The organism is Amycolatopsis sp. EV170708-02-1 (assembly GCF_022479115.1).
Lineage (GTDB): Bacteria > Actinomycetota > Actinomycetes > Mycobacteriales > Pseudonocardiaceae > Amycolatopsis.
Genome location: NZ_CP092497.1, coordinates 7,830,212 through 7,842,605, shown reverse-complemented (window position 1 = coordinate 7,842,605; position 12,394 = coordinate 7,830,212). Strand labels below are relative to the sequence as shown.

8 protein-coding genes are annotated in these 12,394 nt (G+C 65.7%); 3 read left to right on the top strand and 5 right to left on the bottom strand.

The genetic code is table 11. From position 1 onward, the window contains the following. Window positions 1–807, top strand: coding sequence for an ABC transporter permease (locus MJQ72_RS35430; RefSeq protein ID WP_016331598.1), 807 nt, complete (start codon window positions 1–3; stop codon window positions 805–807). Between the two features lie 46 nt (window positions 808–853). Here the strand turns inward: MJQ72_RS35430 and MJQ72_RS35425 are convergent, their stop codons facing one another. Next, on the bottom strand, window positions 854–3,811 hold the full coding sequence (locus tag MJQ72_RS35425; RefSeq protein ID WP_240595416.1) for a PQQ-dependent sugar dehydrogenase: 2,958 nt from the start codon (window positions 3,809–3,811) through the stop codon (window positions 854–856). Window positions 3,812–4,332: 521 nt separating this feature from the next. After that, window positions 4,333–4,683: a helix-turn-helix domain-containing protein gene (locus tag MJQ72_RS35420; RefSeq protein WP_240595415.1), complete on the bottom strand. Its 351-nt coding sequence runs from the start codon at window positions 4,681–4,683 to the stop codon at window positions 4,333–4,335. A 94-nt stretch (window positions 4,684–4,777) separates the two neighbouring features. Here MJQ72_RS35420 and MJQ72_RS35415 point away from each other — a divergent pair, with 94 nt between their 5' ends. Continuing rightward, complete coding sequence (locus tag MJQ72_RS35415) at window positions 4,778–5,263, top strand: hypothetical protein (RefSeq protein WP_240595414.1); 486 nt, start codon at window positions 4,778–4,780, stop codon at window positions 5,261–5,263. A gap of 253 nt (window positions 5,264–5,516) precedes the next feature. Here the strand turns inward: MJQ72_RS35415 and pip are convergent, their stop codons facing one another. The 3 genes from pip to panB form a co-directional block, all read right to left on the bottom strand. Then, the gene (pip, locus tag MJQ72_RS35410; protein ID WP_240595413.1) at window positions 5,517–6,476 is read right to left on the bottom strand and encodes a prolyl aminopeptidase; all 960 of its coding nucleotides are present in this window, start codon (window positions 6,474–6,476) and stop codon (window positions 5,517–5,519) included. Window positions 6,477–6,565: 89 nt separating this feature from the next. Further along, window positions 6,566–7,540 (bottom strand): right-handed parallel beta-helix repeat-containing protein, encoded by a 975-nt coding sequence (locus MJQ72_RS35405; RefSeq protein ID WP_240595412.1) that lies wholly within the window; start codon window positions 7,538–7,540, stop codon window positions 6,566–6,568. 358 nt (window positions 7,541–7,898) lie between these two features. Continuing rightward, on the bottom strand, window positions 7,899–8,774 hold the full coding sequence (gene panB / locus MJQ72_RS35400; RefSeq protein WP_240595411.1) for a 3-methyl-2-oxobutanoate hydroxymethyltransferase: 876 nt from the start codon (window positions 8,772–8,774) through the stop codon (window positions 7,899–7,901). A 244-nt stretch (window positions 8,775–9,018) separates the two neighbouring features. On the opposite strand from panB, the gene lysX reads away from it, so the two are divergent. Continuing rightward, window positions 9,019–12,336: a bifunctional lysylphosphatidylglycerol synthetase/lysine--tRNA ligase LysX gene (lysX, locus tag MJQ72_RS35395; protein ID WP_240595410.1), complete on the top strand. Its 3,318-nt coding sequence runs from the start codon at window positions 9,019–9,021 to the stop codon at window positions 12,334–12,336. The last annotated feature ends 58 nt before the right edge of the window (window positions 12,337–12,394 follow it).

Genomic DNA, 12,394 nt, shown 5'->3' with positions numbered 1-12,394 from the left:
ATGCGGCTTTCCCGGACGACCAAATACCTTTTGCTCGCGGCGCTCGTGCTCGGCCTCGGCGTCATCTACTTCCCGCTGCTGGTGGTCCTGCTCAATTCCTTCAACGCGGACACCACCTTCGGCTGGCCGCCGTCGAGCTTCACCCTCGAATGGTGGGGCCGGGCCGCGGAGAACGAAGGCGCGTTGAACGCGCTGTGGACGAGTGTCCAAGCAGGACTCGCGGCCACCGCGATCGCCTTGGTGCTCGGCACGATGGCGGCGTTCGCACTCCAGAAGTACCGTTTCTTCGGCCGCAACCAGGTGTCGCTGCTGATCATCCTGCCGATCGCGCTGCCCGGTATCGTCACCGGTATCGCGCTGAACAACGCCTTCCGCACGATCCTCGGCATCGATCTCGGCCTGTTCACCGCGATCGTCGCGCACGCGACGTTCTGCATCGTGGTGGTGTTCAACAACGTCGTCGCCCGCCTGCGGCGCATGGGCGGCAACCTCGAAGAGGCGTCGATGGACCTCGGCGCCGACGGGCTCACGACGTTCCGGCTGGTGACCTTCCCGATGCTGCGTTCGGCCCTGCTGGCCGGCGGCCTGCTCGCCTTCGCGCTGTCGTTCGACGAAATCATCGTCACGACGTTCACCCTCGGGACCGGCCTGGAGACCCTGCCGATCTGGATCCTGAACAACCTGTTCCGGCCGAACCAGGCCCCGATCGTCAACGTCGTGGCCGCGGTGCTGATCCTGGCCTCGACGGTGCCGGTCTATCTGGCGCAACGCCTTTCCGGCGACACGACGTCGGGCGGACGGCTGTAGGGCAACGCCGGTGCGACTCCTCGCGGGGCCGCACCGGCGTTCTCACTCAGTAACGACGGTCCAGCACCGCGCCGGTCGCGGCCGTGAAGACGATGTAGCCGTTCTGGAAGTCACTGCGCTTGCCACCGGGAATGTCATACTCACCACTGGTCGGGAAACCGAGATACGAGGTCTCCCAGCCAAGCTGCCGCCAGCGGTTGCGAATCGCGCCTCGGACGTCGAATGCGCTGTTGGTGCCGAATCGCCAGTAGATCGAGTGTTCCTCGTTCCCCTTGCGGAAGTGGTTGTACTTACCAGTGCCGTTCGGCGTCCAGGTCTCGTCGGTGGTCGGGTAGCCGAGCCCGTTTTCCCAGCCGACGGCTGCCCAGCGTTCACGGATCCAGCCATGGACCTCATAAGCGCCTGTGGACGGCGTCCAATAGATCGACCCGACCTGGCTGAAGTGGTTGTACCTGCCCACACCGTCCGGGGTTCCGGTCTCGTCGGTGGTCGGGTAGCCGAAGTACCTTTCCCATCCGAGGGCCTTCCACTTCTCCCGGATCGCGCCCATCACGAAGTGCGCCCCGGTCTCCGCCGTCCAGTAGATCGACGAATTGACGAAGTGGCTGTAGCGGCCGACACCGTCCGGGGTCGTCGCCTGGTCGGTGGTCGGGTGGCCGAGAATGCCGGCTTCCGATCCGGTCTCGATCCACTTGTCGCGGACCGGGCCGTAGATCACGGCCGCGCCGGAATCGGGTGTCCAGTAGATCGTCCCCTCACCGGTCGTCGGCCCGCCTGTGAAGTGGCTGAAGCGTCCGTTCCCTGCTTTGCCCGGGAACTCGTCCACGCTCGGAGCGCCGAGAAAGACATGCGCGCCCAAGGCGATGTACTTGTCGTGGATCCGGCCGTAGACGGCTTTCGCCCCGGTTTGCCAGGTCCAGTAGACCCGACCGTTGGCGTAGGCCTGCCAGCGTCCGGGACTCTCGATGACCTCGTGTCCTACGGGGGCGCCCAGCGTCGTGCGCAGGGCGGATTCCTCCGAATAGCGCTTTTCGATGGGAGACAGGTAGTCCGCGCGGAGGGTGAGGTCCCCGGCGGGCATCCGGATCTCTCTATGGGTATTGGTGCTGAAGCTGTCCGCCCACCGACGGAATCCCGCCCCGTCGAGTGCGGTGTGGGGTGCCGAAATCCGCAGCGGGGAGCCGGCCGTCACCATGCGGTTGGCGCTGCGGCCCGGTTCGACGGTGAGCTGTGCCGGATGTGAGCCGACGACCGTGAGCCGGGCGAGGCGCGGCTGGGCCACATAGCTTGCCTTGGCCACGACGTTTCGGCCGTTCGTCACGGTCCCGGTGAGCACGAGGCTGCTGTCGGTCTCCTCCGGGAAGTCGACCTTGAACGGCGATCCGGTGCCGGTACGGACCAAAGTGATGGTGCAACTGCTGTCCGCGGGGCAACGTCGTTGCTCCGCCTTCCAACTGACGGTGATCGGACCGTCGATGGGGTCGTCCGATTCCGCTGAGATCGTGACCGTGTCCCTCGACGAGTACACCGTGCCCTGGATCGGCGGGAGCAGAGTGACCGTCGGACCGGCCATACCAGGGGTGATCGTCTGGGTCGAAGTGGCCACGACGCCGTGAATGTCCTTCACTCTCAGGGTGGCGGTCTTCACCTCCTCGGAGTCGTAGACGTGCTGCGCGGTGCGCCCTTCGCCGGTTCCGCCGTCACCGAAGTCCCACTGATAGGTGAGATGGTCGAAGTCCGGATCCGTGGAGAGACTCGCGTCGAACGAAACCGTGCGCGTGGCGGGATCGATAGTGGCGGTGAAATCCGCCACCGGGGCCTTGTTGCCTGGACGGTAACTCAGCCGCCGCAGTGCCGAGCTTCCCGCGTCGGCCACCACGATGTCCCCGTTGGGAGCCGTCGTGATCGAGACGGGACTCCCGAGCGCGGAGGCGAAGACGGCGGGCGGGTTCACGGTCTGCGCCGAACTGTTGAACCTGAGTGTCGACAGGGTTCCCGCGCCTTTGTCGGCCACGAAGTGGCTTTCGCGGTACGCCTCAGGGTACGACTCCCCGCTGTAGCGAATGGCGCCACTGACCGTGCCGCCGGCGCTCGGCCCGATCTCGAACGTCGGCGCGGTGTTCGTCACGCGGGCGCACTCGGGAAGGTCCTGATAGCCAAGTGTTCTGGAGTTCCCTTCCCAGCAGGGCCATTTCGCGCTCTGCCCGGGGAACGCGATGTTCACCTCGTGAGGCGCGGTCCGGCCGGTGTCCGTGACCAGCACACCGCCACGCGGGTCGAGCGCGACCCGGGGATCCCGCAGGCCGCTGAGGTAATTTCGGCTTCGCCAGGAGGCGCGCTCCGTGGGGTCGTAGAAGGGATTGTCCGCGACGCCGAATCCACTCGGGTCCACGCGCAGGATCTTCCCGGTCGGCTGATTCGGATCCAGCGCACGCAAAGCGAACGTGTCGACGGTGTCGTCGGTGGCGTTGTCGCCGACCGCGATCCAGATGGCCTTGCCCGTCGGGTCCACCGCGAGGTCTTGGATTCCCCTGTTGTCGGAGTTCGCTGGGAACTCGAGGACCACAGACTCGTCGATGAGTGCGGTGGGTGAATCGGTCCCTTGTGCGTGCCATTTACTGACACGAAGTACGCGGTCACCGGTGCCGATGGTCACTGCTCGTGCGGTGTAGAGCGTCCGGCTCGTGGCGTAGTCCGGGGCTACCGCGATGCTCGTCAGTCCGAGTGAACCCCCGGTGTAGACGGGAATCGAAGCGACTTCGTTCGACTGCCCGCCAGCTGATGTCCAACGTACGGAGCCGCTCTTGCCAGTGGTCACTACGCTGCCGTCGGGGAGGTAGGCCGCGTCGTTGAGGTCACCCGGTTGCTGCCCGGACGGCAGGTCGATCACCACGAACCCGTCCGGTAATGCTGGTGCCGCTGAGGCGACCGGCGCCATGACGACCGTGACGCCGAGAGCGGTCAAGACGGCCGCCGCGGCGGCGATGGATCTTCGATTACGCATAGGACCTGCCTTCTTCGGACGAAGAGGGCTCCCGTCGGCGTCAGATCGCGCGCAGGCCGAAGCGAAGGTACGTCGCGGCCACGACGTTGTGCTACGCGACGATCAAGACACCCGGATCCCCCCAAGGACGATGATCAAGGGGAACGCTATTGGTCTGAACCCGGCTTGTCATCGGCCATTCGCATGCCAACGTCAGGGCCATGGGAGGGAGCCGGTCGCGGTCCGAAGCACCGGCAGCACGCCGGGCCCTGTCACTGCGTGCTTAGGTGCCTGCACCAGCTCCGGCTTCGACTTCGTTTGGCTCGCCGCTGACCCATCTCGATCTCGATGGTTTCGGTTGGCTCAGCGTGATGAAGGGTTCCGCAGGGAGACTAAAGGGTGCTTACGCACAACTGGCGGCCCGAGTGGCGTGAATACTCCGATGTACGTCGGGAGGTGTCCGGGTACGGGTATTTGACTTATCGAACGAATGCTGTCACGCGAGGCGCTATGAACATTAATGGACGTGCGAGTCACTTACTTCAGGCCTCCGCTTCCAGGTTTCGGGCGAAGTCAAGAAGTCGTCGGACTTGTTCATCTGCAAGCGAGCTTGCGATCGAAACCAGCTCTCCGATTTGAGCTGAATTTCTATAGGGCTTGGCGTGACTTGCTGGCCTCCTTGCCGTGAGGCCTGCAATTATGAGCAAATCTGCTTCGGGAATTTGCAATACTGGAGCGATGTCTCTCAATATTTCAGTTGACGGTGAAATGTGTCCACTTAGCAGCTGTAGAATGGTCGATTCGGCACGAGCTGATGCTCGGCTCATGGCTCGGGGCGACATTTCACGGGCGTCCATCAGGCCATGTAAGATTACGGCAAAGTTCTGGTTCATCCTTGCATCCTACCGAGATGATTGCCCGGATAGTGTTTGCGGAGCGTTTGTGGCGAAGTGGTGGAGTCTTCGTCCTTGAGGGGGTCATGGCCAGATGTCGCCGGACTGGAAATTTGAGATTATAGAGTGTGGTGACCTCGTTCAAGACGATGACGGGGTTACCTTCCAGAGTGAGGCCGAGTGCCGTTGGAATCGGTACGTCGAGCTGGCCGATTCGGTTACCGGCGATGAGGGATCAGCTGGTGTTGCGGCGATTGTTCCTTCCCTGAAGGCCAAGGGAGACTATGGCGCCTATCAATCGGCGCATGCGGCTCTGCTGCGTTTTCCTGGTGAGGATATAGGGGCCGGGGTGGTGCAAGCGGTATCGGACCTGCTTGTTATCCCGAAAGATAACAGCGGCAATATTCTGCTGATTTTGGTGCACGCCGGTGTCGTGGCGCTGAACAGCTTCAGCGAAGTGCTTGGAGTCGCCGATCCGGGTATCCGTCGCAGGTTTCGTCAGCTGATTGAGTTTCATGAATCAGCAGAGTGGCTTTCTGGTGCAACTCATCGGAACGTACTCATGATCCCGCGCGTGTAGCTGGTGCAAATGATCTAGATTGCTCTGAACTTGATGAAGTGCTGAATTAGACTGGCTTCCGCGGTGTCATCAATCGAGTCAAGTTCAGTGGTCGACCGGTCGAAGTGGCCGGCTGCCTCAGGTCTGGTCAAAGCTGACGGCTGTTCCTGCTGGTCGTATGTCTTCGGCCGGTCGATTGCGGCTCGGCGCGTGTCGCTCTGCCTTGGCGCTCGCTGCATTGCGCCGCGATGGCGTGAGGTGAAAAGGAGCCGTCTTAAGACATGCGGAAAGAATCCGTAGCCTCCCGCAGCGCCGCCAGCATCCCCGGATCCGTCACCGCGTGTCCGGCCGCTTCGACGAGTTCCAGCTTCGAGTCCGGCCAAGCTCGGTGCAGCTCGTAGGCCGTCGTCGGCGGGCACACCGCGTCGTACCGCCCCTGCACGATCACACCGGGAATCCCCGACAGCTTCCCGGCTTCCCGGATCAACTGCCCTTCCTCAAGCCACGCTCCATGGCAAAAGTAGTGCAGCGCCAGCCGTGCGAAGGTGACCGCGAAATCCGGTGACGCGTACTGGTTGTGGAAGGCCGGGTCCGGGCGCAGGCAGACGATCGCGCCTTCCCATGTGCTCCAGGCGATGGCCGCACGTTCCCGGATCGCTCGATCGGGGTGATAGACGAGCTCACGGTAGGCCGACAGCGGGTCGTCGCGGCGGTCTTCCGGTATCGGCGCGAGGAAGTCTTCCCACTCTCGGGGGAAGAGGTTCGCGGCGCCGCCGTTGTAGATCCAGTCGAGTTCGCCGCGCCGGACGGTGAAGACGCCGCGCAGGATGATCTCGCTGACGCGGCTCGGGTGGGTTTCGGCGTAGGCCAGGGCGAGGGTCGCGCCCCACGAGCCGCCGAAGAGTTGCCACTGGTCGAGATTCAGCCGTTCGCGCAGCTTTTCCATGTCCGCGACGAGGTGCCAGAGGGTGTTGGCCGACAGGTCGACGTCCGGCGTGCCGATATGCGGTGTGCTGCGGCCGGCGCCCCGCTGGTCGAACAGGATGATCCGGTAGGCCTCGGGGTCGAAGTGCCGCCGGGCCATGGAGGAGATGCCGCTACCAGGGCCTCCGTGCAGCACGACCACGGGTTTGCCGTCCGGGTTCCCGGCTTCCTGGCAGTAGATCCGGTGCCCGTCGCCGACGTCGAGCATGCCCTCGGCGCGCACGTGGATCGGCGGGTACAGGTCATCCATAAGAACACTCTGCCCGAATCGGCGAGTGTCCGAAGGGTGGGGGCCCGCCCCCGCCGCCGGGCTGAGCGGGCCCCCGGTCTTCGGTCGCGTCAGCAGCCCGCCGCGGCGGCCACGTTCGCGAATCCCTTCCCGGCACCGGTCACCTTGTTACTTGCGCAGACCTTGTTGCCCGTCGCGGCCTTCACGAGATAGAAGCCGTACGCGTAGCTGGACTGCACGTCCGCGGTGTTGCCGGAGAAGGTGTTGCCGCGGCCCCAGCCGTCGAGCTGGACATGGACCTCGAAGCCGCCGTAGGTCGCGTCGTGCACGAAGACCTTGCTGCCCCGGTTGTCCGCGACCACGTAGTTGTTGCCCTTCATGTCCACCCAGCTGTCGGCGAAGTGCTCGCCGCTCTGCCCGGTCCCGTCGAAGACGTTGCCGCGCAGTTCGCCGCCGGTGGTGCCTTCCTTGATGTCGATCGACTCGGCTCGCACGTTCGGGCCGATCTTGTTGTTCAGCGCCTTGTTGCGGTCGCTGCGGTCAGGGGTGCCGCCGGGCCAGTTGCCCTTCGCGGACCCGAAGTAGATGCCTTCGCCGTAGCCCGCGTACTCGCGGCCTGTGTCGGTCACCTCGGAGTTCTTCACGACGTTGTCGGTGCTCGTGTACTGGAAATGGATGCCTTCGTGGCCGACACCGGCGACCTTGATGCCGTCGACGACGGTGTTCTTGACGCCGGTCGCCATCAGGCCCTTCTGGCCACCGGTGAGGGTGAAGCCGGTCAGGTTCCAGTAGCTGCCGGTCAGTTCGAGCGTGCGCCCGGCCGAGGCTTTGATGACCGCGCTTCGCGGCCCCTTCAGCGTGATGCGGCCGCTGGACGTACCGCTCTTCGCCGCCTTGAAGTTGCCCGTGAAAGTCGTGTCGGCCGCGAGTTCGATGACGGTGCCCGGCGTGACCGAAGCGAGCGCCGCCGTGAGCTGCTCCGAAGTCCCTACGCGGACAGTCGCGGCCTGCGCCGGGTACGCCGCCAGCGTCGACAGCAGGGCCGCACCGGCCGCAACGGCCAGAACCCGCTCACGAACACGCATCCGTGGTCCTCCTCGTCGAGGGATCGAAACTGGTCGTGGCGGCGACGGGCTAGACGTTAAGCCTCTTTACGAATGAGAGTCAAGGACATGATTGAAGTTCATATACGTGAACAACTAAAGGAGGGTCGCCCCGCAAGGACCGCCTGAAAGGAGAGCAAGGGACCTTTGCTACCACAGGCGGCGGGAGGGGAAGAGAGGCGTTGACCCGCGTGCCGACCGTGTGGATTTCGGTGCGTTGGTTGACTCGAAACCCACACGGTCGCCACAGCGCGAGGGAGCAAGGGACCTTTGCTACCAGGCTCCTCGGCGGGAGTGGTAGCAAAGGTCCCTTGCTCTCTTTTAGCAGGTCAGGGGTGTGTCAGTCGTGGAAGGAGTGCTCCGGAGCCGGGAATTCGCCTCGCCGGACGTCCTCCGCGAACGCGGTCGCGGCCCCGGCCAGCACGCCCGCGAGGTCGGCGTACTTCTTCACGAAGCGAGGGGTCCTGCCGCGCCGAAGCCCGGCCATGTCCTGCCAGACGAGCACCTGCGCGTCGCAGTCCGGCCCGGCGCCGATGCCGACGGTCGGGATCTTCAGTTCGTGCGTGATCCGCTTCGCCGCTTCGGCGGGCACCATCTCCATGACGACCGCGAAGGCGCCGGCCTCCTCCAGGGCGAGCGCGTCGGCGAGCAGCGCTTCGGCCGCTTCGCCGCGCCCCTGGACGCGGTAGCCGCCCAGATTGTGTTCACTCTGCGGCGTGAATCCGATATGTCCCATCACGGGGACACCGGCCGACGTCAGCGCCTCGACGTGCGGAGCGAATTTCCGTCCGCCTTCGAGTTTCACCGCGTGCGCGCGGCCTTCCTTCATGAACCGCACCGAGGTCTCCAGCGCCTGCTGCGGCGAAAGCTGATACGAACCGAACGGCAGATCGGCCACGACCAGCGCCCGCTTCACCGATCGGGTGACCGCGCGGACCAACGGAAGCAGCTCGTCCACGGTCACCGGAAGTGAAGTGTCGTAGCCGAAGACGTTGTTCGCCGCGGAATCCCCGACGAGCAGCACGGGAATGCCTACTTCGTCGAACAACGCGGCCGTGTACATGTCGTAGGCGGTGAGCATCGGCCAGGCTTCGCCGCGCTCTTTCATGTCGCGAAGGTGATGTACGCGGACCTTCTTCCCAGATGTGGCCTGGGGCGCCGCGCCGGTCCCGTACGGAGCGGTGAGCTCGCCGGAATCCTTTTCGGTGGCAGACATCCTTGTCGACCGTCCTTCCCTCGAGGCCTCGAAGAGGTCCCCGGGTCGTGGAGCTGAACAGGACAAAGCGTGACATGCCCGGATACCGCTCCCAAGACCCTGCGACCAGCTTCACACCGCGGCGTCACGCCCGCGGATGAGGAAATTCAGACCAGAGGATGATGATCGTTGACAACCACACAGGGTTGTGTGACGTCAAGTAAGTACAGCTGTCGATCTCCTGTGTGCACCGCGAAGGACCAGAATGGCAAACCCAGTGAGCCGAGTCGCGCCGTGGAAGGCGAGGGCGGGCGGAATCGTCGCCACCCTCGTGCAGCTCGCGGCCGTGTTCTCGGTGATCCTCCTGCTCGCCGGCGGCGTGAAGGGGCCGGTGCTCAGGACGGGTGACATCGCCTTCTCGGCCTTGAGCATCCCGACGAACGCGAGCCTCGTGATCGTCCTGCTGCTCGTCGTTCTCGGCGCCGCGCTCCGCCGCCGCAAACGCGCGGCCCTCTACACGCTTCTGCTGTTCCAGGTCGGCGGCCTGGCGGTGACACTGGCCTTCCAGGCCGCCCTGCTGTGGTCACCCGAACTGCTGAAACTGGGTCCGTGGCAGGTCCGGCACATTCCGCACCAGGTGTGGGTGCTGGCCATCGCCGACCTGATCTCGATCGGGATGATCGCGTTCCTCTGGATCCTGCGTCCCGCGTTCCCCGCCCGGCTCGCGCCCGGCGCCTGGCGTGATGGCTTCACGGTGCTGTTCGGCGGTCTCGCCGCGGTCATTCTGGTCGGCTGGGGCTTGAGCGAAGCCTTCCCCGGCCGTCTTGCCGACACCTGGGCGCGGTTCGCCTGGGTCGTCAACCACACGACCGGGGAGAACATCCAGCTGCGCCGGGTCGGTATCGGCGAAGGACCCGCCTGGCTCGACCTAGTGCTCGACCTCAGCGCGACGGCCGTCGCGACTGCGGCGTTGTACACGCTCTTCCGCGGCGTGCGCAGCCGTCGCTTGAGGACAGACGAGGAAGAACTGCGCGTACGCCGCCTTCTTGCCGAACACGGCGAAGACGACTCTCTCGGCTATTTCGCCACCAGGCGCGAGAAGAGCGTCGCCTTCTCGCCGAACGGCCGCGCCGCCGTGGCCTACCGCGTGCTCGCGGGCACCAGCGTCGCGAGCGCGGATCCCATCGGCGATCCCGACGCCTGGCCCGACGCGGTCCGCGCCTGGCTGAACGAGGCACGCACCTACGGCTGGACGCCCGGCGTGCTCGGCGCGAGCGAACGCGGCGCGAAGGTCTACGCCGACGCGGGTCTGCGTGCGCTGGAAATCGGTGACGAAGCCGTCCTCGACGTCCGCGACTTCAGCCTCGCCGGGCCGGAACGCCGCTCGGTCCGGCAAGCGGTCAAACGGATCGAACGGGCCGGATACACCACGAAAGTCCGTCGGCACAGCGAAATCCCGGCCGAAGAGATGGCCAGGCTGTTGCTGCACGCACAGCAATGGCGCGGCGCGGAGACCGAGCGCGGGTTCTCGATGGCGCTCGGCAGGCTCGGGGACCCGAGCGACGGCCGCAGCGTCATGGTGGAGGCGTACGACGCCAAGGGCGAGCTGCGCGGCATGCTGTCGTTCGTGCCGTGGGGGCGTCGTGGCCTGTCGCTCGACCTGATGCGGCGCGACCGCGACGCCGAGAACGGGCTCAACGAGTACATGGTCGCCGAGGTCGTGGCTGCGAGTTCACACCTTGGCGCACAACGGATCTCGCTGAACTTCGCGATGTTCCGCGCGGTCTTCTCCGAGGGGGAGCGGATCGGCGCGGGCCCGGTGCTGCGCGCCTGGCGCGGCGTGCTCAGCATGGCGTCGCGGTTCTTCCAGCTCGAATCGCTCTACCGGTCCAACGCCAAGTACGGGCCCGACTGGGAACCCCGTTTCCTGTGCTATTCCTCGGCTCGGCGGCTGCCACGGGTCGGCATCGTCGCCGGCGCGCTCGAAGGATTCGTCCCGACAGGACGGTCGGGCCGGGCGCTGAAACTGGAGACGGTCACCGACGAGTTCGTCGCCGAGGTCCACCGCATCGAAGCGAACGCGGCCACGCCCGCGCCGAAGCAGGTACGGCGCCCCGACCAGGTCCGGGTACGGATGGCGAAGCTGGATCGGTTGCGGGAAGCCGGGATCGACCCTTATCCGGTCGGCTTCGCCCGGGAAGATCTGCTCGGCGACGTCGTCTCGAAGTTCGGCGACCTGGGCCCGGACACCCACACCGATCATCGGGTCCGGGTCGCGGGCCGGGTGCTCGCGATGCGCAACCTCGGCGGGCTCTGTTTCGCGCGCGTCAAGGATTTCAGCGGCGAGATCCAGCTGATGCTCGACGCCTCCGTGCTCGACCTCGGCGGCTGGCGCCGCGGCATCGACCTCGGTGACCACGTCGGCGTGAGCGGGCAGGTCGTGACGTCGCGGCGAGGTGAGCTTTCCGTGCTCGTCGACGAATGGACTGTGACGGCGAAGAGCCTGCATCCGTTGCCGGACAAGCGAAAGGGCCTCACGGATCCGGAGACGCGGGTGCGGCAGCGGTACCTGGACCTCGCGGTGAACCCGGATTCGACGGCGATGCTGCGGATGCGCTCGACCGTCGTGCGCGCGGTGCGGGAGCGGCTGCACCAGGGCGACTACCTCGAGGTCGAGACGCCGATGCTGCAGACTGTGCACGGCGGCGCCAACGCGCGGCCATTCATCACGCACATCAACGCCTACGACATGCGGATGTATCTGCGGATCGCGCCCGAGCTCTACCTGAAGCGGCTTTGTGTGGCGGGAGTCGAGCGCGTTTTCGAGCTGAACCGGAACTTCCGCAACGAAGGCGTCGACGCGACGCACAATCCCGAATTCACCATGCTGGAGGCGTACCAGGCGTATGCCGACTACAACACCATGCGGACCTTGACGCGCGAATTGGTGCAGTGCGCCGCGGAGGCCGCGTACGGCGCGCAGGTGGTTCGCCGTCCGGGGCCGGACGGGAAGGTCGTCGAGTACGACATCTCCGGTGACTGGCCGGTGATCCCGGTCCACGAAGCCGTCTCGGCGGCGCTTGGGGAGAAGATCGACGCGAGCACCTCCGTCGCCGAACTCCAGCGGCTGTGCCGGGCGGCCGGGGTGCCGGTGAACGAGGAGGCCGGGCACGGCGATCTCGTGCTGAAGGCGCACGAGCACCTGGTCGAAGGCGCGACCGTGCTGCCGACCTTCTACACCGACTACCCGACCGACGTCTCGCCGCTGACCCGGCAACATCGCGTCGACCCTCGGCTGGCGGAGCGCTGGGATCTGATCGCGTTCGGTTCCGAGGTCGGCACGGCCTACACGGAGCTGACCGACCCGCTCGAACAGCGGCGGCGGCTGGAGGCCCAGTCGCTGCGCGCGGCGAGCGGGGACGTCGAGGCGATGGAGCTGGACGAGGACTTCCTGCTCGCGCTCGAACACGGCATGCCGCCGACCGGCGGGCTCGGCATCGGCGTCGACCGGCTGCTGATGATGCTGACCGGGGCGTCGATCCGGCAGACGGTGCTGTTCCCGTTCGTGCGCCCGCAGGGGTAGGTGGTAGCAAAGGTCCCTTGCTCCCTTCCGGGCCGAATCGCCCCAGGAAGCCGGTGCC